Below are 26,191 nucleotides of genomic sequence, written 5' to 3' on the forward strand. Positions count from 1 at the left end.
AATGGTTTGCTGGTTGCCGTTGAGTGCGCTGGCAAACACACTGACTGTTGCATACCGCGATCATACGGGCGCGATGTCATCCGCGACCAAAACGATCGTCGAGCAGGTTTTTAACGCCGTTGACTCAAACATCGAACTATCTTGGATAGAAATGCCGCTAGCGCGAGCGGAGAATGCACTCGCTAAAGGGATCATTGATATTGACTTTGGTCGCACGCGATTGGTCTACCAAGACACGCCTCAGGTGCTTTATCCCACAGAATCACTGTTCTCCGTTGACTATTATTTGTTTGGGCACACGTATGTGCTTAATCCTGAAGATTATCAACGTGTGGTGGGGGTGATTGGTGATCAATTGGCGCTGATGATTGCGGATAGATATCAGTGGGATATGGTGCCCGTAAGAACTGAACGGGCTGCGTTAAACATGGTGAATAGTAATCGTGCACAGGCGATGGTGGGCTATGTGGGCATCGCAAGTATGCTCGAAAAAGAGCAACTGACGACCGTACGCATGGCAGACAGTCCTGTCGAATCCATTCCCATTTATTTGGCGATTCATCAGCGGCATCAAGCTCTTATTGAGCCACTGAACGCTAGTATACGCAAAATGAAAAAGAGCGGAGAAATAACCGCTCTACTCGAAAAACACGGCATCCCTCATTGAGATGCATTTTCTATCCGAAGTTTCTGCTCGCGTACTTTACGACGCAATAGCTCCGTATAAATTGGTTGTCCACCAAGCAACTGTGCGACCAAGGTGGCACCGAGGGTGGTGATGATTAACGGCAAAATCAGATAATAGTTGTTGGTCATTTCAATCACCAACAAAATACCGGTAATCGGCGCGCGCACGGTCGCGGCGAACAGAGCGCCCATGCCCGCAATAGCAAACATACCCGGCTCTATCCCCATCTCAGGGTACATGTTGGCAACCACTAACCCATACACTGTGCCTAACAAGGTCCCTAGCGCCAGCATGGGTGCAAAAATGCCCCCAGGCGCACCCGAGCTAAAGCAAATCACTGTCAGTAATGTGCGTGCCATAAAGATAAACAGCAGGGCACTGATTGAATAATTGAGGGTGACGAAATCTGGCACTAAATTAATGCCACCATGGGTCAGCTCAGGCGCATAGATAAGTAGTAAGCCAAAAAAGCCGCCTAACGTGGCACCCACTAACCAGATCCGTTTTTGGCTTTTCTGATAAAAGCGTTGGAAAAAATCCTGAAAGCGCATAATCAGAAAATTAAACAGTACGCCAAATACCCCAAAACAGCAGCCCAGAACGAGAAAGAACCACAGCGAAATAAGTGGCGGCGTTTCGTATTGTGGTAATACAATTACCGCCTCTTGGCCATTGATATAGCGAAAGACGATATCGGCCATAATCGCAGCAATGATCACCGCTTTAATTGAAATTAAGGTATAGCGAAATTGTGGTCGCATTTCCTCAACCACAAACATGATAGCCGCCAGTGGAGCATTAAAAGCCGCCGCCAGCCCCGCTGCAGCACCGGAGGCGAGCAAGGTTTGGTTACTGTTCCTGTCTTTGATGCGGCAGGTATCGGTGACCATTCGGCCAATATTGGCACCAATTTGCACGCTTGGGCCTTCGCGGCCGAGAATCATGCCAGAGCCTAACGCGCCTAAACCGCCAAAAAATTTCACCGGGATAACTCGCCACCATCGTGTGGGGCGAATGCCTTCCATCGCGCCCTCAACCTCTGGGATCCCCGAGCCTGCCGCTTCAGGGGCAAAACGATGAACAAGCCAATAGCCGAGTAAGGCGAGCCCCGCGCTAATAAGAAACGCGAGCACACCCAATGGAATCATCGAGTTGATGTTACTGTCTAACCATTCGGTTCTGGACTGAGACAGTGAGTGGATGGCGAGCTCGAAAAGGGTGACTACCACGCCGCCTAAAAAGCCAATGACTACCGCGAGTAAAAGGATAGAAACGGGCGTTTTGTCGCGAGACCATAATTTATCAAAGAAAACACTAGATTTGTAAAAGATGGCTCTCTTTTTGCCTGTTTTACTTACAATTTTCATCTGTGTGAACGCAAAGTGTGAAAAGAAAAGTGACGATGTACGGTGGCACAACTTCCTACGCCAACATCGTGCTGGGAACGTCCTATTCCCTGAGAGAACGCATTTATACTACGCCAATTAATGGAACATGCAAGCGCTCGACAGATACTTCATTGTCCAGTGATAAAGACAAAACCCGCGGGAGTAAGCGATACACTAACGAGGCAGCCGTAAGCGAACATTTTTATACGTTTTATCGGTGTGCACCGTATTGTCAGCCAGCGTACCACCTTCGTCAGCGCCAATAATTGATTTGAATTAGATCACAGTTTGTTGCGCTGAAAATGTCCGCAGCCGCTATATCGGATCGGTAACCGTGGTGTGGCCATGCCAAAGCAGCAAAGGCATGGCCATCGTCATTGGTTTAGCGGGGCGTCATTGGCCTTGAATAGCGGCAAGGCTATCGCCGATCGCTATCAGGCGATCCAAAATACGCTCACCATCGACGCCGATGCCGTTGTGTTCGTACTCGTTGGTCATCCACGCTTGGCTGTTGGCAATCTTCGCCAAGGTTTGGCGGGAGTAATCAAACTCAACAAACATGTCATCCACATAGGTGGCACAGGCGAGCGGCACCGTGTTGTGCTTGAGCACCTCGAGATCATAAAGCGCCGGCCAATCGGTTTTTTCCGCCAACAACATCGCGGCCTCTCTGAGTGGTTTGAGCGTGGCAAGTTGATCAAACATCCACGGATAGACCATTTCGCCGGTAAACCGGAACGGTTGATCGGGCTGATAGTGGAACTGCGGGAATTGATCACGCACCCGATGGGCTGACCAATGCGAGGCCTGCTGCTGGCAGTAAATCGATTCATGCAAAATAGCGTAGAAAGGGTTGGTTAAATACCCTTGTTCTGCCTGCATCGCATCAAGGAATGGATAGCTCAGCACACGCTCGCCATTCACCTCAATAAAGGCTCGTTCCAATAAATAATAAAGCGGCAGCCCCGCATGACCGCGGCCGAGATTTAGGCCAATGGTCTGGAACTGCTCCACCGTAAACGGCTGACCGTTTGGCAGCGTCACCGCATTGTTTTGCAAATACTGGGCAATCTCGTGGCAGCGGGCTTGTGCATCGGGGAACTGAGCGAAAAACTGCTGGTTCTTATCTTCCACGCGCTGATAGGTTTTTTGGTACACCCTATCGGCATGTCCTTCAATCGGCGGAATACCGCCGGTGACAAACGCACGCGATAGCGATTGCGGAAAGAAAGATAAATAGGTGAGCGCACAGAACCCACCAAAGCTTTGACCGAGGATCGCCCATTGCTTGATACCTAACGCCTCACGCAAACACTCGGCGTCTTTCACGATGCTATCGGCACGAAAATGCCTCAGATAGTCCGCTTGCTCAGCGGCAGTGAGATGGGCAAGCGTTTGGTGATTCACCGGCGAGCTTAAGCCCGTGCCGCGTTGGTCGAGCAACAACACGCGGTAATCGTCTAATGCCCGTTTTAACCAACCGCTCGCGCCATTAGGGCGAGGCGATTCCATGCCAGGTCCACCTTGAAAATACACTAGCCAGGGTAACGCTTGCTCATTTTTACGCGTATCGACGATTTCGCGGGCGAAAATCGAGAGCGAGGGGCTGTTAGCGTCATTATGATCCAGCGGCACATCAATATGATGGCTGCGATAACGGAGATGGCGATCCCATAGATCTTGCATGGTAATTCCTTTACAAACAAAAAGATGACGCGAGATAGATTACCAGAGATGGTGATGAGCAGCGAGCGCGTTTCATCCAAGCAACCTGCTATATTTTTGTGATGCTCATCACCTTTCTGTTTACTTAGCCTGCTAACTATTTTATAGTGTCTGCCTGGTATTACTTAGCCTGCTAAGTATTTTCACGATGGAAGGAAAACTCGATGACATCGCCCAATCCCGAACACATGTCTATCGCTGAGCACTTAGGGCGCACGGCGCGATTATGGCGCCGTGTGGCGAATTCAGAGCTTGAGCCTCTGGGGCTGAGCTATCCACGTTGGAGTGCGCTTTGGATGTTGCGCCGATTGGGGGATGGCATCAGCCAAAGTGAATTGGCACAGGCGCTGGAAATTGAACTGGGCTCTTTGATGCGCACGTTGAAGCATTTAGAAGCGCAGGGGCTGATCACACGGCGCTGCTCGCCCGAGGACAAGCGCACCCGTACGGTGCATGTCACCGACAGTGGTAGTGACTTAATGTCGCGCATCGAAGCGCGGGTATTGCGGGTGCGCAAGCATTTGCTCTCTGGTATTGCGGCTGAAGATTTTGACGCCTTGGAGCGGGTGTTGGTCACCATTAATCAAAATGCAATGGACTATACCGCCACCACCGAAGACGACTGCGGCACAGAAGAATAGGTAATAGAGGTAAGAAGTACGAATGACACCGGATGAAAAATTTGCACGTTGGGTAAAAGTGGCCGCCCTCAGTTTTGTTTTGATTTTTGGCTACTTTTTGGTCGCCGATAACTTGATGCCGCTGACGCCTCACGCGATGGTCACGCGCACGGTGACTAAAGTGGCCCCGCAAGTCAGTGGGCCGGTCAGTGCGCTGGCGGTAGAAAACAACCAACGGGTTCACCAAGGCGATATTCTGTTTCGGATTGAAAGTGCGCCTTATCGCATTGCGGTCGACCAAGCCAAACTCGCCCTTGCCCAGGCAAGACAGACTAACGCCCAATTGGATGCTTCACTGATGGCCGCGCGGCAAGATGTCTCAGCATTGGCATCGGTCTTGGCACAAAAAGCGCGTGAAGCAAAACGCTTAAAAGCTTTGTTCGCTAAAAATGGTGTCTCGCAGCAGCAACGTGATGATGCGATCAGTGCGGCTAACACTGCCCGTGCTAAATGGGAAGCCGCGAAAGCGCGCGTCAGTGCCCTTCAAATTCAACGTGGCGGTGACGGTGCCAGCAATATCGCCGAACAAGTGGCATTGAGTAAACTAAAAAAAGCCCAGCTTAACCAATCCTACACCACTGTTAGAGCCAGCCATGATGGGGTGGTAACCAACTTGCAGCTGGATGTAGGGGCTTATGCCAGTGCGGGTAAACCGCTGATGGCCTTGGTGTCTGAACGCGCCGATGTGATTGCCGACTTTCGCGAAAAAAGCGTACGCGATGTGCACACCGGCACGCCAGTGAATGTCACTTTTGATAGCGAGCCGGGCAAACTTTACGCGGGACACGTGAGCAGTGTCGATGCCGGGGTCAGTGCTGGGCAAATCGATGCCAATGGTCAACTGGCGTCACCGTCTAACTCCAACCGTTGGGTGCGTGATGCGCAGCGAATGCGTCTGCACATTCAGCTCGACGAATGGCCTGGCCACTCGTTGCCAACCGGGGCTCGTGCCACGGTACAGTTAATGCCTGAAAGCGCAGTAACGCAGTGGCTGGCCCGTGCGCAAGTCGGCTTTTTGAGTATGCTGCATTACATTTACTAAGGGGAGCTGATGATGAGGTTATGGCATCACCCCTTAAGTGATAACGATGTGCGCCAGTGCGCGCGCATTGCCACCGGTGCCACGCTCGGTTTTGCGGTGTGTAAGTTTTTCGGTTTTAGCTTTGGGGTGTTTTTTACCGTCACGCCGATGTTGTTGCTTGGACTTGTACCCGTGATTAACGGTCGTGCTGCACGGCAATTGCTCGCCTCCGCGGTGATCAGTGGGATAGAAGTCGGGCTGCTCGGAGGACTGTTTGGCGCGCACCCTGGATTAATGACACCGCTGGTGTTCTTGCTTTTCACCTATAAGTTTGCCTGTATGTCCAAAGGGCGCTTCTTTCTTTTTGGTGCCAACAGTGTGTTAAGCCTGAGCATTATGCTGCACTTTGCCAGCTATCCCGATTTACCGATTAACACCTTAATCTTCGGTAACCTGGGCGCGAATGTGTTATCAGTCGCGGTGGCGTATTTAGTGACCTGGTTAATTCCCGATGTCACGCCGCGTCAGCCGCCCGCCGCACCCGCAGGAGGAAAACAATCGCACCGGATGCGACACGAAGCGCTGATGGGCGCAACCTTGGCCACGGTCTCGTTTTTCATCTTCCAGTTGTTTGACTTGCGCGATTCGATTTCAGCGCAAGCCACCACCGTGTTGTTACTGTTCCCGATGCATTGGAACGGATCGCTCAGCTATGCACGAAAGCGGGCGATAGGCACTGTACTGGGGGTCGCTTATGGGATTGGTTGCCAAGTCATTTTATATGATTGGTTTAACGTGCTGATCTTAGTAATCCCGCTGCTATGGATAGGGACCATGCTGTTTGCCAACGCCCACTTAAAAGAGGCCGGTGGCTCAGGTGTGGGGTTTGGTGCCATGGCCACGCTTGGGATCTTATTCGGGCAATACTTAAGCCCGAACCAAGACTTTATGTATGATGCCTTATACAGAGTGAGTAGCAACCTGGTGGCTATCGTGCTCACCTTGATGTTGTGTTTTATGGTGCACAAGCTGCTTAACTGTTTTTCCGCGACTCGGTTTGGTGCCGCGTAAGCGTCTGAACCACCAAAGTTATTCCTCGCTTTAGTCAATCGATAATGGTTATTTTTGCGGTAAACATCCCATCCTAATTTGACTTTTGCGAGGTATCGCTTGTTTCTCCTCCGACCTGTCGCTATGCTCCATGGCAGTTATGATGCACAGATAGGAAGTCAGCGAAGTGAAAAAACTCATCCTGATCGTGGTATGCGCCATGTTTGCCGTCGCGGCGATTGCCAGTATCACCGCAACCACCTTTATCTCGCATGACGAGATAGACAACATTATTCTCAAGCGTTCGCAAGCACAGGCTGAGCTCCTGGCCGATCGTGCTGAATACATTTTAGAAAACTCTTCTACTCCCACCGCCGATTTACAAGACATGGTGTCGGATCTCAAAGGTCGCGACGACATCAGCTATGCGGTAATGATTGATAAAAACATCAAAGCCATTGCCCACAGCGACACCCAAAAGCTGGGTAAGGTGTATAGCGATAACTATACCGTCGCCGGTGCCGGCCAAGGCCAACCGCAGCATTCTCGCTGGTATGCCGATGTGCAAGATGTGTGGGTATACGACATTATGATGCCGGTTTATGTCGATGGCCGCCTGTGGGGCGCGTTTGATGTTGGCATCCCGATTACGGAGGTCGATGCCGCTGCTAATGGTATCGCCATTGCCCAGCTCACCGCGATTGGCTTGATTTTTATTGGTTGTACCCTGGTGCTGGTATGGCTATTAGGCCGTTTATTCGCGCCACTCAAAGGCCTAGAGCATGCGCTGACCGATATCTCCAAAGGCGACGGTGATTTAACGGTGCGCTTGCCAGTGACCGGGAATAACGAGATCACTCGTATCTCAGAGGCGTTTAATACCTTTGTGGAAAAAATCGACCAAATCATTGCCAATGTGGTGGAAACCGGTGAAGAGCTGGGGCGCTCGGCCGAATCACTGCGTGATAAAGCGGCGCACTCGCTGAAACGTGGTGAGTCGCAAAGCGAACAAGCCTTGCTGGTGGTCACCTCGATGAATGAGATGATCGCTACCATCAACGAGATCTCACAAAGTGCTTCGAATGCGGCAGATTCGGCGTCATCGGCGAACAGTGAAACCGAAGCCGGTAAGCAAACCTTGGCCGAAGCAACCGCGACGATTAACCAGCTCGACACCGAGATGGATAATATGTCGACGGTGATCACCTCACTGGCCGAGCGCACACAATCCATTGTGTCGATTCTGGATGTGATCCGGGGGATTTCCGAGCAAACGAACCTGCTTGCCCTAAACGCAGCCATTGAGGCAGCACGCGCGGGCGAAGCGGGACGTGGCTTTGCGGTGGTGGCTGACGAAGTGCGCAGTTTAGCGACTAAAACCTCGCAATCGACCGAAGAAATTCAATCAACCATCGATCAGCTTCAGCAAGAAGCGAAAAACGCGGTTGACGCCATGGATACCAGCAAAGCGCTGACCACCGAGGGCAACCGTGCCACCGAGCAAGCACTGACCGCACTCGAAAGCATTGCCACGCAAGTTAGCACCATCTTGGACATGAACACCCATGTGGCGACGGCGACGGAAGAGCAATCGAGCGTGGCGAATGAAATCAACGTCAACATGGATACGGTTAACCAAGCGGCCCAAGCAGGGCTGGATGATAGCCACAGCCTTGAGGCGAGCAGCCAAGACTTGGCCGGTTTGGCGCGCACCTTGGATCACCATGTCGGCGCATTTAAAATCTCGGCAATTAAACCTGCCGAGAGCGCATTGCGGGCGGCGCGCGACTAATTGAGCGTTTACCCGGAGCAACCTCTATCGCCAGCCTTGTGCTGGCGATTTTTTTGCCAGCTCGCGCATCACACTGAAACCGAACCAGGCTGTTAAATGCCTGTTCGTAGCTGCTGGGCGGGTAAGTGCTCGGCCAGAAATGCCAACCAAGCTGAGACCTTGGGCTGTAACTGCCGCCCGCTCGGATACAGCGCCCAAATGCCTTCATCTTCTACCCGATAATCGGTTAACACTTCCTCCAACTCGCCGCTTGCTAACGCGGATTGCACGTAATAATGCGGCAGTTGAGCCAGTCCTAATCCGTACTTAGCGGCATTGAGCAATGCCACGCCTGAATTGCAGCGCAACCGGCCTGATACCGTTAACGTGCGCACTTTGCCGCCGCTTTGGTAGTGCCAATGCTCGTTCGATCCCACTAAGCAGCGGTGATGACTGAGCGCACTGGGCGACTCGGGGCGGCCATTTAAAGCCAAATAGTCCGGGCTGGCGCAGATGGTTAATTGCCGCGACCCCAGCCGCTTGGCTTTCAGGCTTGAATCGGGCAAGTGGCCAATGCGGATCGCCACATCGGTGCCGGTATCTGTCATATCCACTCGCCGATTAGTCAGATGTAAATCCACCGCCACTTGCGGATACGCCACCATAAATGGCGCGAGCAGGGGGGCGATATATTGCTCACCAAAGTTAACCGGTGCGGTGACACGAATAGGCCCGGCAGGTAACGACTGAGCTTGAGTAATGGTTTGTTCGGCATCCACTAACGCGGCCATCAGCGGTCGGCAGCGCTGATAGTAGAGTTCGCCCTCATCGGTTAACGACACCTTCCGCGTAGTACGATGAAACAGCTTCACCCCCAAATACGCCTCGAGCGCAGCCACCCGACGACTCACAGACACCACCGTTGTGTCGAGTTTATTGGCCGCTTGCGTGAAACTGCCATGCTCGGCGACCGATAAAAATTCGTTAAGTCCTTCCCAGTGCGGCGCCATTGCTGTCTATCCTGTCTCTATACACACATATACATTATTTCGTGAGTGAAATAATAATTTTCAAATTTGCGGGATTATAACTAAATCTAACTTGGTTAGCATAGTCAGGTATGCAATTAACAAGAACAGAAAGGAACCTCCAATGGCACTAACCATCCAGCCAGGACAAACACATATCAAATCCAAAGCCGCGGTTGCCTGGGGACCCGGTCAACCACTAAAAATGGAAGAGGTCGATGTTGAACTGCCCAAGCCGGGTGAAGTGTTGGTCAGAATCGTCGCTACCGGCGTGTGCCATACCGATGCGTTCACCTTATCGGGCGACGATCCTGAAGGCGTCTTCCCCTCGATTCTCGGCCACGAAGGCGGCGGGATCGTCGAAATGGTTGGCGAGGGCGTCACCAGCGTGGACGTGGGCGACCATGTGATCCCGCTTTACACCGCCGAATGTGGTGAGTGTAAATTCTGCCAATCTGGCAAAACCAATCTGTGTGGCGCGGTACGTGAAACCCAAGGCAAAGGCCTGATGCCAGACGGCACGTCGCGCTTTTCTATCAACGGCGAGACCATTTTCCACTACATGGGCTGCTCGACCTTCTCGGAATACACGGTACTGCCAGAAATCTCATTGGCGAAAGTAAGCAAAGCCGCACCGCTAGAAGAAGTTTGTTTGCTCGGTTGTGGCGTGACCACCGGCATGGGCGCGGTGATGAATACCGCCAAAGTAGAAAAAGGCGACACGGTGGCGATTTTTGGTTTGGGTGGCATTGGCCTGTCAGCCATCATCGGTGCACGTATGGCCGGCGCAAGCCGCATCATCGGCATTGATATTAATGAGAGCAAATTCACCCTTGCCAAGCAGCTGGGTGCCACCGATGTGATTAACCCGCAAGACTACGACAAACCTATCCAGCAAGTGATTGTGGAGATGACTGACGGCGGCGTCGATTACTCGTTCGAATGTATCGGTAATGTGGATGTGATGCGCCAAGCGCTCGAGTGCTGCCACAAAGGCTGGGGCGAGTCAGTGATCATTGGGGTTGCCGGCGCAGGCCAAGAGATTTCAACCCGTCCGTTCCAGTTGGTGACAGGGCGCGTCTGGAAAGGCTCGGCATTTGGTGGCGTTAAAGGCCGCTCAGAGCTGCCCGGTATTGTCGAGCGTTACCTCGATGGTGAGTTTGGCCTACAAGAATTTATCAGCTATACCATGGGCCTTGATGAAGTGAACCACGCCTTTGAACTGATGCACGAAGGCAAAAGCATTCGCAGCGTGATCCACATGGACCAATAATAGGACGGCCGCCGTGGCAACGCGGCGGTAAAATAACCATGCAACTAGAAAAAATAAGCGAAAACAAAGTCGCAGGCGGTTGGCACCAACGTTGGCAGCATGACTCAAGCACCACCAACGGCAAAATGACTTTTGCGATCTTTCTGCCAGAGAAAGCGAAAGAACAACCTGTGCCGGTGCTTTATTGGCTCTCGGGCCTGACCTGCACTGACGAAAACTTTATGCAAAAGGCCGGCGCGTTTAAACAAGCCGCCACCTTGGGTATGGCGATTGTGGCACCGGACACCAGCCCGCGCGGCGAGGGCGTAGCCGACGCCAATCAATACGATCTCGGCCAAGGGGCGGGGTTTTATGTCAATGCCACCCAAGCGCCGTGGCAGTCGAACTACCAGATGTACGACTACGTCGCTCACGAACTGCCGGAGCTGATTGAATCGCACTTTGCGGTCAACAACCAGCGCGCGATTGCTGGACACAGCATGGGCGGCCACGGCGCGCTAGTGATTGGTTTGCGTAACCCATCACGCTACAGCAGCATTTCTGCGTTCAGCCCCATTTGTCATCCCACTGAGTGCCCATGGGGCAAACAGGCCTTTAGCGCCTATTTAGGCGATGACGAACAAACATGGCAGGCTTATGATGCCACCGTGTTGCTCGCCCAAGGCCCCACCGCCATGCCGATGCTGGTGGACCAAGGCGACAAAGACGGCTTTTTGGCCGAGCAGCTTAACCCGCAAGCCCTGAAACAAGCGGCCGAGAAGCACAACTCCCCGCTCACCTTGCGCATGCAACCCGGCTACGACCACAGCTACTTTTTCATCAGTACCTTTATTGATGAACACCTCGCCTTCCACGCCACCCGCTTTGCGCGGTAAGGCAAACCACGTCGAGACCCAAGCGGCCACCTAGGCCGCTTTTTTTGTACCCATTTCACAAAACATGGCTTGGCTAACACTTTGGACAATAGCGCACGAAAAGCAAAACAGCGCTTGATACACTAATCCGCAAAATAGCCAATCAAATGGCGTGTTAGGTGCCGACAACTGATCGGCGGTAGCGTGGTGAGTGGATGGAATGGTTACAGCTTAACGCTTGGGGATAGAGAAAATGCCCGAGTAGAGGTAGGTAGCATGCATGCTTTTGCGGAAAATATCTGTCCGTTATCGGGACTAAATTACAATGCTAACAGTAAGGTAGCTAGGAGGGAGGGCGTATAATGATTTTGGGAATCGCGCGTGCGCACTAATACAATGTTAGCCCCTTTCGCAACATCGGAATTAGGAATGCCTTGGAATTCAACACACACTAAATGGCTTGTCGATACTGGCGATAGACTGAAGACCGCCGACGGCAAGGAGGTCGAAGTCTGGGAGTTTCGGCACCAGAATGACAGAAAGATGCTCTCCGCATGGGCGACACACTTCCGGAATCACTACTGTTTTGACAATGAAATCGATTATTGGCGCAAAGGGTACAAATATACTCGCTCAGAATATCTCGATCAGATAAAGTTCCCAGACCCCAAAGCTGCACCAGGCCCGAGCATTAGGGCTGGTGATTTCAGCGAAGTTTTGGTCGCCGATTTTCTTGAATATCTCAAAGGTTACTGGGTTCCACGCACCCGCTATGGTGATAAAACCGTTCGGAATGAATCGACAAAAGGTAGTGACATCATCGGCTTTCATATTGTCAAAGATGGAAAATTCTCTTCTGATGATAAGTTAGCGATTTATGAAGCTAAGGCACAATTCTCTGGCAAGAAGCCAAGCGCACGACTTCAAGATGCCGTTAATGATTCGGCGAAGGATATCACCAGAAAGGCTGAGTCTTTAAATGCCATCAAACAAAGGTTATATAACCGCAGCGAACTTGATGAAGCTTCAAAAATTGAGCGCTTTCAGAATGAAGTAGATCACCCATACAAAGAAGTTTATGGCGCTGTAGCACTCTTTGATAATCCGCTTTTTGACGGCAACCTGACCTCCTCGACCAACGCAACTTCTCATCCGTATTCAGCTAACCTTGCGTTGGTTGTCATCAAAGGTGATCAGATGATGGCTCTCGTCCACGAACTCTATAGGAGGGCAGCGGATGAGGCCTGAGCAGAAATCGCAGCACCTACTTGGCGTCGCCCGCTCAAAGGCCAAGATGCTTGAGTACAGTGTTCCTGAAGAACATCATATCAAGATAACTCAAGATCCGGCCAAGCTCTTCAGCCTCTCGATTGGCTTGCTTGGTGATCTCGCCGCTGCTATTAACCGGGGGGAGTCAGATTCTCTAGCGGATCTGAAAGCCAATCTGTTATTTTCCGCACGTTTTTTTGACTCTTACCTCCAGTCAAAGCTGAATGAGACACTTGATCCGTATCTAATGCTCCTTGGCTCAGCTTCTTACTACCTCTGTGATCTTCCAGGAAGTGCGGCGGTCTTGGCTAATCACGCAACAGAATTGAGTTCTGATGAAGACCCATATTCAATGGGGTGTTTCATTAGATACCTGCTGGCTCCTGATAGATTTACGCCCCCAGATACTCATGTCGGAAATTTTGATGGATACTTTTTCGATAGATATCGATTGATTTCGTATGACTATAAATCTCTATTTATCAATTCGTCCTTGGATGATTTTGATTTTAATGTAATCAGGAAAAGAATGATTGATAGGGCAAAAGATATTCGCAATGTTTCTTACAAAATAGGTGGGGAAAGACAGCTTCTATTCTCTGATATTGTTTGCGCGATTATTATAACAAAAATTAGGAATTCAGCTTGGGAGTGTCTGCCAAAATATTCAGGCCTTAATTTGAATGTTTGGTATCCTGCTATTTTAAAGCCAGGAGCAATTAAAGAGTTCTGGCCCGCGCAACACCTTTTGGGCCAGGCGGATGTTCTCAAAGGTGAGTCTGCCATCGTTCAAATGCCCACCAGTGCTGGCAAAACGAAGGCAACGGAACTGATCCTACGAAGTGCTTTTCTGGCAGAGCGCGCATCACTGTCCATCATCATCGCTCCGTTCAGGGCGCTGTGTCATGAGATCAAGAACAGCCTCGTCGAGGCTTTCCACAACGAACCTACCAAGGTCGATGAATTATCCGATGCTCTACAGACCGATTTCGAGATTGCCGAATTCTTGGGGCACCAACAGATCCTAGTCGTAACCCCCGAAAAACTACTCTATGTCCTTCGCCACTCTTCGGAACTGGCTGCTCACGTTGGCTTGCTGGTCTTTGATGAAGGCCACCAGTTTGACAGCGGTACCCGAGGTATAACATACGAGCTGCTCTTAACGTCATTGCGCTCCATGATCCGCGAAGGAACCCAAAAGGTTCTGATCTCAGCGGTTATAAGCAACGCCCAAGCTGTTGGAGAGTGGTTGAACGGCGAGCCCAATGTCGTCGAAGGCATGACCCTGATTCCGACCTTCAGGTCGGTCGGTTTCGCGAGTTGGCTCGATCAGTTGGGAAGTATTGAGTATGTCGACAGTCGTGATGCCGAGCAAGGCGAGTTTTTCGTTCCGAGGGTGATTGAAAGATTCAATCTTGGAAGGAAGAAGGGGGAAAGGACAGAACGTTTTTTTCCAGAACAAGCGCTCAAACCTAATGGCAAACCAAATCCTGATTTTGGGAAAACAGTAGCACTCTATCTAGGGTTGAAATTGACTCCGAACGGCAGCATCGCCGTCTTCTGTGGGAGGAAATCAACAGCAGCAGGCATCTGCAAAAAGGCCGTCGATATTATTGAGAGAGGCGTACCGCTGGCCTTGCCGTCAGATTTTTCAGACGCTCAGGAAGTTGCGCGGCTGACACATCTGCATGTCGAGAATCTTGGCGCTAGCGCGCCAGCTTCTCAGAGCGCGGCTTACGGGATTTTTTCCCATCATGGCAATACACCGCATGGTATCCGGCTGGCGGTGGAACGTGCTATGCGTGACAATCTTGTGCGATTCGTTGTTTGTACCTCAACTTTGGCGCAAGGAGTAAACCTTCCTATTCGATATCTCATAGTGACCAGCGTCTATCAGGGTATGGAACGCATCAAGGTTCGCGATTTCCAAAACCTCATTGGCCGAGCGGGCCGAGCCGGAATGCATACCGAAGGCAGCATCCTATTTGCAGATCCGGTGATCTATGACAAGCGAAAGGCTCTCAACGAAAAGTGGCGATGGAACCAGGTGAAGGAACTTTTGGAACCTCGCAATTCCGAGCCATGCGTCAGCAACCTTCTATCGATTTTCGATCCCATTCAGAGTGATGATGAAAAATACACCATCACTATGGAGGCTCTGGACTTTGCCAAGGCCTATATAAAAGATCCTGATGAAGTTGCGAAACTAGCTGCTGAGATAGCTGCGCAGCATAAGGACAAAAAATTCTCACAAGATGGCGTCGAGCGGCAAGTTGCATGGAGAATCAGTCTTATCTCTGCTATCGAGAGCTTCCTGTTATCTCATTGGGATGAATCTGAGGGCGGTCTTTCGGAAGTTGATGTGACCAGTCTTGCCGAAGGGACGTTGGCTTTCTCCCTAGCTGATGATCAGAAAAAGGAGCATATCCGCGAATTGTTTCAACTTCTCGCTGGGAACATATCTGCAAACATTACCGATCCAACTCGCCGAAAAATCTATGGCAGGACGCTTTACGGACTTCAGGATGCCCAAGCCATTGAGGGGTGGGTTCAGTCCAATGCTGACAGCCTGCTTGCGATCGTTGATGAAGAAGAAGCCCTCGATCTTAGCTGGCCATTGCTTACGCGGCATATAAACGGTGGAGTATTCACCAAGTTCGATAAGCCGGAAGTGCTTAAAGAAATCTCACATGAATGGATCAGCGGAAAGCCCTTCCGCGATCTCCTGGACATCATTCGTAAGCGAAAAGCCAAGATGATATGGGGTACCCACCGGAGAGAGTTCAAAATCGATGATGTCGTCGATGTCTGCGAAGGGACGCTTGCTTTTGATGCGGCACTCGTTGTGAGCGCTGTGTGCGAATTCACCGCAACCCTCAACCAAGCTGCAACGTCAGACCTGATCTATCGTTTACAGCTTTTTCAAAAGCGCCTGAAATATGGTCTACCGAGCGAAACCACCATTGCCCTTTATGAGCTGGGCTTTTCGGACCGAGTCATCGCTCAGGATCTCGCCACATCCTTGAACCTTGATGCGACCCAGAAGACGGAACTCGTGAAGGCACTTAAAAAAGATAGGGACAGAGCCAAAGCGATGATGGAAAAATACCCAAAAATTTTCCTGGTGCGAATGAATGAAATATTGGGCTAACAATCGGCTGCACAGCGACCGATTTTCCGCCGCTTCGCGGCTCCAAACCGGTGCGTGAGCCGGGCGTTAAACAGTATGAATAATCCATTTACCAACATCGAATTGAAGGTCTGGCCGGATTTTTTGCTCGCAATTTCAGGAGCGCTGCTCGTGGCCGCCGTTGTTGCTATGTTTGCTGGAAATGAGCTGGCAACTCGCTTGATTTTTGGTTTTGGCGGCCTTGTGCTATTTGGCATAGGGGGCAAAGCTGCGCATTATAAGTACAGGAACCCCTTTCTCGTTCCCACGCAGGAGCGTGGGAACGAGTTAAAATCTTTATGTGTTAATTAATTTACAGCGAGCTAGAGGCTTAGTCTCGTCGCTTACCAACGACTATCGCTCCACGAGTAATAGAATATCCAGTTTCACCAAGATAATTCTTTTGTCCATTGCTCATTTTTGCATGGCAAGGCTCAGAACCACCCATTGAAATTGGTACTACATTTACTACATCGTATCCTCTATCATTGAACGTGTTGTAGATATTCTCAAGTTGTTCTGAAAACTCGTCTAAGTTTGCTACTTTAGCTTCTGGTGTATCAATTAGCTCGCTTTTGAGGCCGAGGAAGCCACTAGGTTTAATCTCTTTTCTTGTTTCCAGCGAGGCATAAAACCACGTTGTTTCGAATTTCTTAGACATAAATTATCCTTCTATCAATTGGTTAGATATCTTGTTTCCTGAGTTCTAACATGAGTATCATAAAATCGAAATATCTAAAGTGCTCATGTCTCACTTTTTACTGAACACTGGACGAAAATCAATACTAAAGCTAACACACCACCCCCAACCACTGAACCAAACCGAACCCCGTTCGCACTAGGTATCGTTATGTTTAACCGATGCAGTATCTAACGGGGTTCGTGTGAACCCAATCAATCCAACCAAGTGATGCAATAGCAAGTGGACGGCGGTCAAACCCTTCCATCGCGATCAGCACGTTTTGCGCGAGAAAACACACCTTCATGGTAATTAGACGACTCGCTGCTACGCTTATAGCAAATAGCAGTGCAGAGGATTTTGCCATGACAATCAGCCGTAAGATTAAAGCCATGGCGCTTGCCCTTTTGCTGGGGTCATTTCTTACCATTTACCTGGTTATGGAGTGGGTAGCGAAGCCCGTTTTGCAAGAGCAGGCAGAGGCTGGCGCTCGGCAAACCGTCACAAACATTGAAGGGCGTATTGCCACGGCATTGAATGAAGGGGCAGTGTTGACCGATACACTCGCGGCGCTATCGGAAACATTGCCGTTAGATCGCGGGCAGTTTATTGAACGCCTTGAGCCCGTGGTCGATCACTACGGTAACGCCGCGATTGCGGGCGGTGGTGTTTGGCCTGAACCTGGTAAGTTAACACCGGGAAAAACACGTGACTCCTTATTTTGGGCACGTAATGCACAAGGCTCGCTGGATCTATTAGATGATTACAATGATCCCGCTGGCAGTGGTTATCATAACGAAAGCTGGTATCAAGCAGGGCGAGGCTTACCGGCGGGGCAATGTGCGTGGTCTGCCGCTTATGAGGATGCGATTTCTGGCACACCCATGGTCACTTGCACGGTCGCAATTCGCCGAGATGGCCAGTTTTGGGGCGTTGCGACAATCGATTTGATGCTCTCCGGTCTGTCAAACTTATTAACTGACCAAAATGAGGCAACCGGAGGCTATGCCTTTGTGCTCGATCAAACCGATCGCATTCTGTCGTTTCCAGATGTGCGTTCTTCAAGCCTTAGTATGCAAAGCCTGAGCGACGCAAGTAGACAGTATCCTCGTTTATCCCCGCTTGTCTCGGCCTTGGACGCTGAGGAGCCGGTTTATCTGCCGGAAGGTGTGGTAGGTGATAGCCGGTCGCTCCTCGTGCAGGTTCCTTTACCGGAACAGGGTTGGACAGTGGGCATGTTGTTGCCTGAGGCAACGGCCTTGGCGGCGCTGAATCGAGTAAGTTCTGGCCTGTATATAACACTGTTACCGCTGGTGATTGTCTTCGCGTTAGTTGTGGTATGGCTCGGCCAGAGACTCATTCGCAGTATCAAAGAGACGACTCAGCAGGTTAGCAGTCTATCGAAAGGTGAGAAAGGCGGTAAGTTAGAGATTGTTCGTGCTGATGAGATGGGCGAGCTACGGCGCGCTGTCAACGATTATGGTGCCCATCTTGAAAAAATTCTCGAAGACGTAGCGAGAGAAGCGATTGGCGTTAAAAGCAGTGCAAACGACTTACAGGCACTGAGCCAAGATTTGAGCGACCGAACGTCGGCGCAGACGAATGAGAATATTACGCTCGCCTCATGGATAAACCAAATGTCCGCAAGTGCCACCGAGGTATCGAGCAATACTGCCACTGCCGCAGATACTGCCGAGGATGCATCGCACGTGGTGGCAAAAGGACAGCAAGCCGTCGATGAGAACAGTGACGCGATTGCCAAGCTTGCTACCACACTGAAAGAAGCCTCCTCTGTGATTGATAAACTGGCCTCAGATTCACAGCAGGTGGGAACGGTCCTTGAGGTCATCAAAAAGATTTCAGAGCAAACCAATCTACTAGCACTGAATGCGGCTATCGAGGCGGCGCGTGCGGGAGAGCAAGGACGTGGGTTTGCAGTGGTTGCCGATGAGGTGCGCTCATTGGCCGCCAAAACGCAGGAATCAGCGGAAGAAATTGATGGCATGATTCATCAGCTTCATTCGGCGGCTAGCCAGGGCGTGGACGTGATTGAATCGAGTTATCAGTTGTCTCAATCTTCGGTTGAGCGAGCGAGTGTGGTGCGTGAGCACTTTGAAGAGATTGTCACAGCATTTGATAACATCAAAGAGCGCACCGTAAGTATTGCCACGGCATCGGAGCAGCAAGCGCATGTAACAGAAGAGATCAGTCAACTGGCGGATCGAATCAGGACGTTGTCGGAGCAGAACGCTGAAGGGGCATCTGAACTCAAAGCAATGAGTGCTGATTCACTCGAACGGGCTGACCGTCTAACCCAAATTAGTCAATGGTAGCGTTCGTTTACCTTGTATTGCTATTCTTGAAAGGGCTGATAAGTCGAAACGAATGCATTTCTTGTCAGCCTCATCCGGTGTTTGTTAAGGGGCGGTCGTGAACCAGATCAATCCAGCCAAGTTACGCAATAGCAAGTGGACGGCGGTCAAACCTATTAATCGCGAGAAGCACTTTTTAGTCTCTGATGTTGAATATGATGAAGACGGTATGGTGGTGTTATGCGTGCTCGAGTCGGTGCTGTCGAAAAAAGAATATCCGATTGACTGGCGTGAGCTCAAAAGTGACGAGAAGTGGCGTCAAGGGTGGAAGTGATAACGCAAGGGAGGAGGCTATCCTCCCTTTTTTTGATCTGTTTTTGACCCGTTTTTGAAACATCGCGCGTGGCGCTTGTTATTTCAGGTGGAAAATTTGCTCTGTTTCTAGCGATGTCATCGCGCGTATCTGACGCCAAATGTAGTAAAAGATGCCGAACATCATCAACATGCTAGGGATAGCAATCATCGGGTAGCTGTACAGCGTCATTTTGCCTAGCTCTTCATTAAACGCGGACGTGCCGGCAGGGCTGGTGACAATCCACGTGGCAAGGAAGTAGTTCATCGCCGATGAGAACACAAAGGTGCTGGAGAACAGGTAGTTTGACCACATCAAGCAGCGCTCAAAGGCGTCGGATTGTCCTTTCTCTTTTAGGCGCTGATTAATCAACGAAAGGTTGAGCACAGTGTCATTCAGTATTAACTTCTGCATCAGTGGGTAGCGGGTAAAGGTTGACCCTAACACCGCCAAGCCAATAAGGCCGGGGATCAGCGCCTCTTTTAAGGCTAACCAACGGGTATCGAGCTCGAGTAGGCCAATTCCGCCTGTCAGTAATACGCTGATAAAACCCAGTGCTGCGATAAAATTGAATTTCTGGTTACGGACCAGATCCATCCCGCCGTAAGCGAGAGGAAAGGCCAAAGCGACGACCAGTGCCGTGGCTGTACCTAGGTATTCATCGCCGCTCAACTTCATCAGGATGATCGAGGGGATGAAAACGTTGAACAGGATTTCAAACAGGGGACTCGGCTTTTTCGCGGTGGTATTGCTCATAATCTGTGACTAACTCTACATGATATCGGTTGTCATTATACTCTGCCAAGCAGTGTTCATCGACCCGCGATCGATGTAAAGCGCAAAAGCGCACCGTTGTGTAACTATGTGTGAAATCAATAGGTGTGAGGGGGAGTGGTGTGCGAGCCTGAAACCTACACACTAGTAAAAATTAGCGCAGGGCTTGCAATCAAAAACTCCCACCATTCAGCTGTTGCCATATTGGTTATTCCAGAGTTTACACCATGAACAATGCAAGCTTTATCAATCTAAATGCTTAATCAGTTGAGAGAATAATGGTGTAATAATAAAGCTCCACATCCCAATACAATTAACCCACATGAAAACTTTCATTTTTTTAGGAAGTTTTTGTTTACGATTGTTTGTTATAGGATAACTTATCCAGTATAAAAGCAGACGTGTGCCAATCGAGTAGGGGGTTTGGTAGTAAGGTTTTAAATAGCCCTGTTCGGTATAGTATTTTTTTATATTTTGAGATAAATACTTATCCAGTAATACAATACGCTTAATATCCCCAAGAGTAATCAAAGAAAACATGATAATACCCGGGATAGACCAAACCGCAAGGTATCCCCCAAGCACCAATCCAATCATAGTAACAACTAATTCATATAATTCCAATCTGATATCTCTTTGCTTTAGTTAGTCAAATGACTTTTCAGATAAAAATATCTAACCCTCCCCTTCAAACTAGCTACTTGGCGCGCAGATACTTTCCATGTTTTAGTGTTCTGCGGAATTGATATTTGCACACTTCACTGAAGCTTTTCAGTCACTGCAAAGATGAATGCCCAAGACCAGACAGCAATCGAAGTAAAGGGTAATGCAGCCTATGGCGGCATAAGTTAAATTCGCTCCTGTAGTGCTCGGTGGTCAGTCTATCACACCGGACAACTTAGCCAGATAGACAATGATGCCCGAGAGAATAAGGCTCCAAAATCCTAAAAAATTGTACCACATAAAGGCTCTGAACTTCCATGAGTTGGTCGTTTGGCGATGTCGAATAATAGGGTAGGAAACACAGTATAGAGTAAAGCGATTGACGATTTTATAAGATAATTGATAATCAAGCCTGCTGTGAAGTTTTTTTACATCTTTAGCAAGTTGTTGGTCTATAAATTCAATGCGTTTGATGTCATTAAGCGCCAAGATTGCGAGTATTAATACGGCTGTTACAGCCCACAAAAAGGTGTATCCTCCAAAAATAAGTATTAATCCCATTATGAAAATATCGAGGGTATGCATGATTATTTTTTACATGAGTCAAATGGTTGTTAATTAATAATGCCTAAAATATCCGATAGGTATAGGAATAAAATACCTAGAGAGAAGCTCCAAAACCCAAAGCAGTTTATCCACATGAATAATTTAAATTTATACGAATTTGTCTTTTGCCTGTGACGAATCAATGGGTATGCAAAACAATAACACATAAATCTATTTACTATTGTATAGGAAAATTGATAGCGTAATGTGCTATGTAGCTTCTCATTATTCTTTGCTAGTTGCTGGTCTATAAACTCAATCCGCTTAATGTCACCAAGCGCCAAGGCCGCAAGTATAAACACTGCGGGTACTGCCCAAAGAAGAAAGTAACTACTAAAAATTAGCGCAGGGATTGCAATCAAAAACTCCCACCACTCTGCTGTTGACATATTGGTTATTCCAGAATCCACTCATAAACGTTGTAAGCTTTATCGCCCAAATATTCGCCGGCTTTGCCACCATAGTATCCGCTAGTAAGGCCGCCTACCACAAAAGCCGCTGGCACGGCGATTGCAATTACCGGTGCCGAAGCAATACCCATGGCTCCCAAAAGTAATGCGGTTCCGCCAGCCGCAAGTTGACCGCCAACTGTGCCTGCGGGGATTGAGCTCATAAATCCTCCGACTTTTTGTGCAGTTGTTCTCCCACATTCACCATAACTATCAACATTACAGGCTTCATAAATGCTATCTGCGACACTTGCACCACCTAGCATTAATCCAACGTAACCACCAGCGCGTGATGCATCTACCCCAATAGAGATATTCGCGATGCGCTTTCCGAGATTACTCACATAGCCTTTGCTAATAATTTCGTCAGCGTGATGAATGACGGATTTAGTTGAAAGCTTTAGGTTACGCCTAACTTGGGTATATAAGGGGAGTTTTACGCTGCGCTTGGACAAACGCGCGAATGAGTCATCAAGCTTTTTGAACAAGCTTGCGCGTTGAGCAAAAAACGTGGCACTGGGTTTGCCGTTCTTGGCCAAATCGTCGACATAGAGCTCATTGATCTCTGACAAGATGCCTTGAATGTTCTCTAGGTGTTTTTGAACAAACCCGGCGGCGATACCCACTCCGATAGAGGCATAATCATAATACTTACCGGACTCGCTTTCATCGATGGTACACAAGGCGTCGTCAGCAAAATAGTCAAGTAGCTCCAAATGACGATTAACCAATGAAAGAGAATCATCGCTCAGTTTTCCCAGCTCTAGGCTGCCTATTGCCGCTTCGCCTTGGAGCGCGCTTAGAGCCTCTTTCTCTTTAGTGGTTCTTGGCTCAGCGGTTGGAATAACAACGATCTCTCCTTCTCTCACGGGCTCGTTGAGATGGGTATTCGCTTGTTTGATAAGTTTTTGCTTTTCCTCAGGTGTATCGTCGGTAAATAGCGCTTTCCAAAGTGCACTCTGAGGTTGGGTTTTAGGCGATTGCATCCAAGCTAAATCAAATGCAGCAGCTTGTGTTTTTTTCCAGTTATCTTCACTTTCCTCAATCCGCGTTTTGCGTTGACGAGCGACCTTTTGTTGCGTGCTTTCTTGAACTGGTGCGGGTTCAGATGCAGCACTGATACTAGGAATAGAGCCACCACTGGCAAAGTTCTTTGCCTCTGTACGTTTAACGGCTTCTTTGCTTTCTTGCATCAATCTTTGATTGACACAAGCCGCACAGTTACATGTTTCAGGGTTTTTGAAAAATGGACAACGATAAGACTGTGTCGATGTGAAGAAAGTCATCTGTGTTTTCTCTTGAGCCAACTAAGCGGGTATCACCAGTGAGCAAAGCATATTGCTCAATCCCCTCAATGGAATGGTCAAGGGGGTTATGATTATTTTTAGCGGCCAATGCTAGCAAAATTCGCGACAAAAGCTCGACTCAATGTGGTCATGGTAGAAAAGCTGTTTTATTTATTGGATCGGTGTCGAATAAATGGTTTTACTCCTTGGTATGATACGCGCTGCATTAGAGCCCATATCAACGTTGGCGTGTTTTGTGAGGACTGTATGACGCTTAACTTCCTACCGCACCGCATAAATCAGCAAACAGGTGTAGCTGACGTAGCATATAAACAGTAATCCCCCTTCGGCGCGGTTGATTTCGCGTGTCTTGCTAAAGCGTATTGCGACCAGCAGCAAGAGCACGGTGGCGGCGAGCATCACCATCCAATCTCGCCAGAAGACCGCTTCGGTGATGTCGCGAATCGGCTCGATGGCACCAGCAATACCAATCACGGCGAGGGAATTAAAAATGTTGGAGCCGACCACGTTGCCCACGGCAATATCGTGCTCTCCTTTACGGGCGGCGATAATTGAGGCGGCCAATTCGGGCAGGGAGGTGCCTAATGCGACTATGGTTAAACCAATAATCAGATCGCTGATGCCCAGTTGTTGGGCGATCTCAACGGCACCCCATACCAAGATGCGCGAGCTCACAATTAACAGTGCCAGCCCAATCGTTAGCCACATCAGTGCTTTTTTTAGCGACAGGGTTTGCTGGTTGAGTTCGGCATTCATGTCGGTGGCGAGGGTATCGTTTTTAGTTCGTATGCCAGACCACACTGACCAGCCGATCAGCAGTAAAAAGCCTGTGATAAGCAGTAAAGCTTCGTAGGCGCTGATCGTGAAGTCCCATAGCATTGCCCCGATAATGAGAGTGATGGCTAAAAGAATGGGTAGCTCTTTGCGCACAATGGTGGAATGCACTGCAATAGGCGCGATGAGGGCGGTCACCCCGAGAATTAAGGTGATATTGACGATGTTCGAGCCCAGCGCATTGCCCAGTGCTAACGCAGGATTGCCATCGACTGCAGCCATCGCTGAGACCACCATTTCAGGCGCTGATGTCCCAAACCCTACCACCAGCATGCCAATGAGTAGCGGCGGTATACCGGCATAATGGGCGCTCACAGCCGCGCCTTCTACAAACCTATCTGCACTCCACACCAAAAGCGCAAATCCAGCAATAATCGCCAGTATTGCAAGCAGCATATCGTCACCTTGGTTGAAATAAGAAGCGTGTTTAATCATCGCCAATAATATCATGGCGATGATTAAACACAGAAGATTCAAACCCTTAATGCTAGTTGATGGGCGTTAACTGTGCCAGTCAGACGTGGCGTGGTGTGGTCAACGCCACTTCCCTGATGTATCACCTAACACTGGCGTTTTTCAACGCATACCAATCCATCTCTTTTGGCAAAGGCGTGTCGTGGCGATCGCGTGTCAGCGCTAAAAAGGTTGCGTCAATAGCGCTGAAGTAACGGCTGGTCATCGTCCATTGCCCGCCGGCGATAAAGAACTCCAGTGAGCTGGTGTCGGCGAGGACTTGTAGTGGCAAATCTTCTAGCGGCTCGGGCAAGTGAATGCAGCGACGGGTATCGCCTTCTTTGGCGAGGCTTGCGCTTCTATCCAGTGTTAGGGTGCGGCTGTCACCGTCAATGGTGAGTGCACAACCGGATGGTTTGCCGGAGGAGGCTGGCGTCATCATGCCGCTGCGGCTGTGAAAGTATAGCGTGTAGTGGCCGCTGGTCGGAATGGGCAGCGTGGTGTTGAGCTCAAACTGCTTGGTGCCTAAATCCACGGTGGTTGAATGGCACTCAGGGTTAATCACCAAAAGTTGCTGAGGGCCTCTTAAGCTTTGCAGCGCGGCGGCTGGGCGCTGATAAATTTGCCCATTTTCCCAGCGTAACTCACGTGGACAGGTTAACTGATGCAACCAGCCCGCACTTAAACTGGGTTGTTCAACTTCGTCTGGCAGGCCCATCCAAGCGATAAGCATGCGCTTATTGTCAGGGGTCTGCGCCGTCTGCGGGGCGTAAAAATCAAACCCATGATCCAGCACTTGCCAGTTATCAAGCCTGATGCCGTCCGCTTCTAGCGTAGCTTTGGCGTAACCATTGTGGTGAGGAACATGATGATCGGGCGTTGGTGAAGGGCTGCCTTGTGGGCAGAGAATACAGAGCCATTGATCGCTTAATTGGAACAGATCTGGGCATTCCCACATATAACCATGTTCGCCTAAGCTATCACCGCTTAGTCCGTCATAGTGCCACGTAAGGCCATCAGCAGACGAATACTGCGCCAGGCGGCCTATTTTATCTTCACGTTGCGCGCCCAACAGCATCCGATAGTGTTGGCCGTCATGGATGACTTTGGGATCGCGAATATGCTCGGTCACGCCTGCTGGTGGGGCATCAATCACCGGGCCGAGCTTTTCAAAATGAATGCCATCGCTTGACCGCGCCACACACTGGGTTGTTTGGCGCAAACGCTCGGGGCCAATGCGGGTATTGCCGGTGTAATACAGCCAAAGGGCGTCGTTCATCACCATGGCGTGGCCTGAAAATACCCCATGGCTGTCATACCAATCACTGGGGGTGAGGCCGAGCGGCGCGGTATGCCATTGCACCCCATCAGGGCTGATTAAATGCACCCAGAATTTATCTTTGTGCTCACAGGCAAAGGGATACCACTGATAAAAAAGGTGATAGTGACCTTGAAAATAAATAAAACCATTGGGGTCATTCAGCAGCCCTTGGGGAGGGCTGATATGCCATCCGGGGCGATGGAAATCTGTCTTTTGGCTGGGAGAATAGAAGGGCGCGGCTTGTTCACGCAGGTTGTGATCGATCACGCGTCCCAGTGCCGTTAGCGCCCCCTGACTGACGGGTTGATCGAGGGTGATCTGGCGTAGTGAATGGTCAATCGTACTGATTGGCAGCATGTCTTGGTTCACGCGTTCAAGCTCGATGAGCTCAATGATCACCTTGTCTTGATGGCGCAATGCTCGTCGCACGTTATCGGCGCCACCACATGCGTCAACCAGGCCTGTTGGGGTTATTTCCATCTATCCGTACCAATTTTATTTTCGGGAACGTTCCAAAAATAGCGA

The 26,191-nt window shown here is 49.9% G+C and carries 22 protein-coding genes; 12 read left to right on the forward strand and 10 right to left on the reverse strand.

All coding sequences use genetic code 11. The features are described from left to right. Nucleotide 1 precedes the first annotated feature (1 nt). A complete protein-coding gene (locus WN56_RS14800; RefSeq protein ID WP_046075725.1) occupies nucleotides 2-667 on the forward strand; it encodes an ABC transporter substrate-binding protein in 666 nt (221 codons plus the stop codon). Here WN56_RS14800 and clcA read toward each other — a convergent pair. Then, the gene (gene clcA / locus WN56_RS14805) at nucleotides 661-2,055 is read right to left on the reverse strand and encodes a H(+)/Cl(-) exchange transporter ClcA (RefSeq protein WP_046075726.1); all 1,395 of its coding nucleotides are present in this window, start codon (nucleotides 2,053-2,055) and stop codon (nucleotides 661-663) included. The genes WN56_RS14800 and clcA overlap by 7 nt on opposite strands. A gap of 414 nt (nucleotides 2,056-2,469) precedes the next feature. After that, nucleotides 2,470-3,762: an alpha/beta fold hydrolase gene (locus WN56_RS14810; RefSeq protein ID WP_046075727.1), complete on the reverse strand. Its 1,293-nt coding sequence runs from the start codon at nucleotides 3,760-3,762 to the stop codon at nucleotides 2,470-2,472. Between the two features lie 203 nt (nucleotides 3,763-3,965). Here WN56_RS14810 and WN56_RS14815 point away from each other — a divergent pair, with 203 nt between their 5' ends. The 4 genes from WN56_RS14815 to WN56_RS14830 all read left to right on the forward strand — a co-directional run bounded on the left by WN56_RS14815 (nucleotide 3,966) and on the right by WN56_RS14830 (nucleotide 8,344). Next, nucleotides 3,966-4,442, forward strand: a complete 477-nt coding sequence (locus WN56_RS14815; protein ID WP_046075728.1) for a MarR family winged helix-turn-helix transcriptional regulator — start codon at nucleotides 3,966-3,968, stop codon at nucleotides 4,440-4,442. Between the two features lie 22 nt (nucleotides 4,443-4,464). Next, nucleotides 4,465-5,523: an HlyD family secretion protein gene (locus WN56_RS14820; RefSeq protein ID WP_046075729.1), complete on the forward strand. Its 1,059-nt coding sequence runs from the start codon at nucleotides 4,465-4,467 to the stop codon at nucleotides 5,521-5,523. A gap of 12 nt (nucleotides 5,524-5,535) precedes the next feature. Then, a complete protein-coding gene (locus WN56_RS14825; RefSeq protein ID WP_046076038.1) occupies nucleotides 5,536-6,573 on the forward strand; it encodes a DUF2955 domain-containing protein in 1,038 nt (345 codons plus the stop codon). Nucleotides 6,574-6,739: 166 nt separating this feature from the next. Then, nucleotides 6,740-8,344, forward strand: a complete 1,605-nt coding sequence (locus WN56_RS14830) for a methyl-accepting chemotaxis protein (RefSeq protein ID WP_046075730.1) — start codon at nucleotides 6,740-6,742, stop codon at nucleotides 8,342-8,344. A 92-nt stretch (nucleotides 8,345-8,436) separates the two neighbouring features. Here the strand turns inward: WN56_RS14830 and WN56_RS14835 are convergent, their stop codons facing one another. Next, the gene (locus WN56_RS14835; RefSeq protein ID WP_046075731.1) at nucleotides 8,437-9,333 is read right to left on the reverse strand and encodes a LysR family transcriptional regulator; all 897 of its coding nucleotides are present in this window, start codon (nucleotides 9,331-9,333) and stop codon (nucleotides 8,437-8,439) included. Between the two features lie 142 nt (nucleotides 9,334-9,475). On the opposite strand from WN56_RS14835, the gene WN56_RS14840 reads away from it, so the two are divergent. From WN56_RS14840 to WN56_RS14860, 5 genes are all read left to right on the forward strand, one after another. Beyond that, nucleotides 9,476-10,624 (forward strand): S-(hydroxymethyl)glutathione dehydrogenase/class III alcohol dehydrogenase, encoded by a 1,149-nt coding sequence (locus WN56_RS14840; RefSeq protein WP_046075732.1) that lies wholly within the window; start codon nucleotides 9,476-9,478, stop codon nucleotides 10,622-10,624. A gap of 38 nt (nucleotides 10,625-10,662) precedes the next feature. After that, nucleotides 10,663-11,499, forward strand: coding sequence for an S-formylglutathione hydrolase (gene fghA, locus WN56_RS14845; RefSeq protein ID WP_046075733.1), 837 nt, complete (start codon nucleotides 10,663-10,665; stop codon nucleotides 11,497-11,499). Nucleotides 11,500-11,907: 408 nt separating this feature from the next. After that, complete coding sequence (locus WN56_RS14850; RefSeq protein WP_046076039.1) at nucleotides 11,908-12,726, forward strand: Hachiman antiphage defense system protein HamA; 819 nt, start codon at nucleotides 11,908-11,910, stop codon at nucleotides 12,724-12,726. Continuing rightward, on the forward strand, nucleotides 12,716-15,898 hold the full coding sequence (locus WN56_RS14855; RefSeq protein WP_046075734.1) for a DEAD/DEAH box helicase: 3,183 nt from the start codon (nucleotides 12,716-12,718) through the stop codon (nucleotides 15,896-15,898). The genes WN56_RS14850 and WN56_RS14855 overlap by 11 nt, the downstream gene beginning before the upstream one ends. A 75-nt stretch (nucleotides 15,899-15,973) precedes the next feature. Then, nucleotides 15,974-16,228 carry a hypothetical protein gene (locus tag WN56_RS14860; RefSeq protein WP_046075735.1) on the forward strand — a complete coding sequence of 85 codons (255 nt, stop codon included), beginning with the start codon at nucleotides 15,974-15,976 and terminating at the stop codon, nucleotides 16,226-16,228. Between the two features lie 19 nt (nucleotides 16,229-16,247). Here the strand turns inward: WN56_RS14860 and WN56_RS14865 are convergent, their stop codons facing one another. Further along, the gene (locus WN56_RS14865) at nucleotides 16,248-16,577 is read right to left on the reverse strand and encodes a hypothetical protein (RefSeq protein WP_046075736.1); all 330 of its coding nucleotides are present in this window, start codon (nucleotides 16,575-16,577) and stop codon (nucleotides 16,248-16,250) included. Nucleotides 16,578-16,960: 383 nt separating this feature from the next. Here WN56_RS14865 and WN56_RS14870 point away from each other — a divergent pair, with 383 nt between their 5' ends. Both WN56_RS14870 and WN56_RS14875 read left to right on the forward strand, forming a co-directional pair. Then, entirely contained in the window at nucleotides 16,961-18,928 is a 1,968-nt protein-coding gene (locus WN56_RS14870) for a methyl-accepting chemotaxis protein (RefSeq protein WP_046075737.1), read from the forward strand. Nucleotides 18,929-19,025: 97 nt separating this feature from the next. After that, entirely contained in the window at nucleotides 19,026-19,241 is a 216-nt protein-coding gene (locus tag WN56_RS14875) for a TIGR02450 family Trp-rich protein (RefSeq protein ID WP_046075738.1), read from the forward strand. Nucleotides 19,242-19,319: 78 nt separating this feature from the next. Here the strand turns inward: WN56_RS14875 and WN56_RS14880 are convergent, their stop codons facing one another. From WN56_RS14880 to WN56_RS14910, 6 genes are all read right to left on the reverse strand, one after another. Further along, entirely contained in the window at nucleotides 19,320-20,015 is a 696-nt protein-coding gene (locus WN56_RS14880) for a VC0807 family protein (RefSeq protein ID WP_046075739.1), read from the reverse strand. Between the two features lie 264 nt (nucleotides 20,016-20,279). Beyond that, nucleotides 20,280-20,657, reverse strand: a complete 378-nt coding sequence (locus tag WN56_RS14885) for a hypothetical protein (RefSeq protein ID WP_046075740.1) — start codon at nucleotides 20,655-20,657, stop codon at nucleotides 20,280-20,282. A gap of 252 nt (nucleotides 20,658-20,909) precedes the next feature. Further along, nucleotides 20,910-21,281: a hypothetical protein gene (locus WN56_RS14890; protein ID WP_046075741.1), complete on the reverse strand. Its 372-nt coding sequence runs from the start codon at nucleotides 21,279-21,281 to the stop codon at nucleotides 20,910-20,912. A gap of 415 nt (nucleotides 21,282-21,696) precedes the next feature. Further along, entirely contained in the window at nucleotides 21,697-22,944 is a 1,248-nt protein-coding gene (locus WN56_RS14900) for a hypothetical protein (RefSeq protein WP_046075743.1), read from the reverse strand. A 375-nt stretch (nucleotides 22,945-23,319) separates the two neighbouring features. Then, nucleotides 23,320-24,288 carry a calcium/sodium antiporter gene (locus WN56_RS14905; RefSeq protein WP_046076040.1) on the reverse strand — a complete coding sequence of 323 codons (969 nt, stop codon included), beginning with the start codon at nucleotides 24,286-24,288 and terminating at the stop codon, nucleotides 23,320-23,322. 160 nt (nucleotides 24,289-24,448) lie between these two features. Then, nucleotides 24,449-26,146: a glycoside hydrolase family 32 protein gene (locus tag WN56_RS14910; protein WP_052708124.1), complete on the reverse strand. Its 1,698-nt coding sequence runs from the start codon at nucleotides 26,144-26,146 to the stop codon at nucleotides 24,449-24,451. Between the last annotated feature and the right edge of the window lie 45 nt (nucleotides 26,147-26,191).

It is taken from the genome of Salinivibrio sp. KP-1 (genome assembly GCF_000968645.1).
GTDB lineage: Bacteria > Pseudomonadota > Gammaproteobacteria > Enterobacterales > Vibrionaceae > Salinivibrio > Salinivibrio siamensis.

Coding starts and splice junctions, on each gene's coding strand:
- WN56_RS14850 (WP_046076039.1), top strand. CDS start 11,908: ATGCCTTGGAATTCAACACACACTAAATGGCTTGTCGATACTGGCGAT.
- WN56_RS14865 (WP_046075736.1), bottom strand. CDS start 16,577: ATGTCTAAGAAATTCGAAACAACGTGGTTTTATGCCTCGCTGGAAACA.
- WN56_RS14910 (WP_052708124.1), bottom strand. CDS start 26,146: ATGGAAATAACCCCAACAGGCCTGGTTGACGCATGTGGTGGCGCCGAT.
- WN56_RS14820 (WP_046075729.1), top strand. CDS start 4,465: ATGACACCGGATGAAAAATTTGCACGTTGGGTAAAAGTGGCCGCCCTC.
- WN56_RS14810 (WP_046075727.1), bottom strand. CDS start 3,762: ATGCAAGATCTATGGGATCGCCATCTCCGTTATCGCAGCCATCATATT.
- WN56_RS14800 (WP_046075725.1), top strand. CDS start 2: ATGGTTTGCTGGTTGCCGTTGAGTGCGCTGGCAAACACACTGACTGTT.
- WN56_RS14815 (WP_046075728.1), top strand. CDS start 3,966: ATGACATCGCCCAATCCCGAACACATGTCTATCGCTGAGCACTTAGGG.
- WN56_RS14905 (WP_046076040.1), bottom strand. CDS start 24,288: ATGCTGCTTGCAATACTGGCGATTATTGCTGGATTTGCGCTTTTGGTG.
- WN56_RS14840 (WP_046075732.1), top strand. CDS start 9,476: ATGGCACTAACCATCCAGCCAGGACAAACACATATCAAATCCAAAGCC.
- WN56_RS14860 (WP_046075735.1), top strand. CDS start 15,974: ATGAATAATCCATTTACCAACATCGAATTGAAGGTCTGGCCGGATTTT.
- WN56_RS14825 (WP_046076038.1), top strand. CDS start 5,536: ATGAGGTTATGGCATCACCCCTTAAGTGATAACGATGTGCGCCAGTGC.
- WN56_RS14870 (WP_046075737.1), top strand. CDS start 16,961: ATGACAATCAGCCGTAAGATTAAAGCCATGGCGCTTGCCCTTTTGCTG.
- WN56_RS14890 (WP_046075741.1), bottom strand. CDS start 21,281: ATGCATACCCTCGATATTTTCATAATGGGATTAATACTTATTTTTGGA.
- WN56_RS14900 (WP_046075743.1), bottom strand. CDS start 22,944: ATGCAAGAAAGCAAAGAAGCCGTTAAACGTACAGAGGCAAAGAACTTT.
- clcA (WP_046075726.1), bottom strand. CDS start 2,055: ATGAAAATTGTAAGTAAAACAGGCAAAAAGAGAGCCATCTTTTACAAA.
- WN56_RS14880 (WP_046075739.1), bottom strand. CDS start 20,015: ATGAGCAATACCACCGCGAAAAAGCCGAGTCCCCTGTTTGAAATCCTG.
- fghA (WP_046075733.1), top strand. CDS start 10,663: ATGCAACTAGAAAAAATAAGCGAAAACAAAGTCGCAGGCGGTTGGCAC.
- WN56_RS14855 (WP_046075734.1), top strand. CDS start 12,716: ATGAGGCCTGAGCAGAAATCGCAGCACCTACTTGGCGTCGCCCGCTCA.
- WN56_RS14835 (WP_046075731.1), bottom strand. CDS start 9,333: ATGGCGCCGCACTGGGAAGGACTTAACGAATTTTTATCGGTCGCCGAG.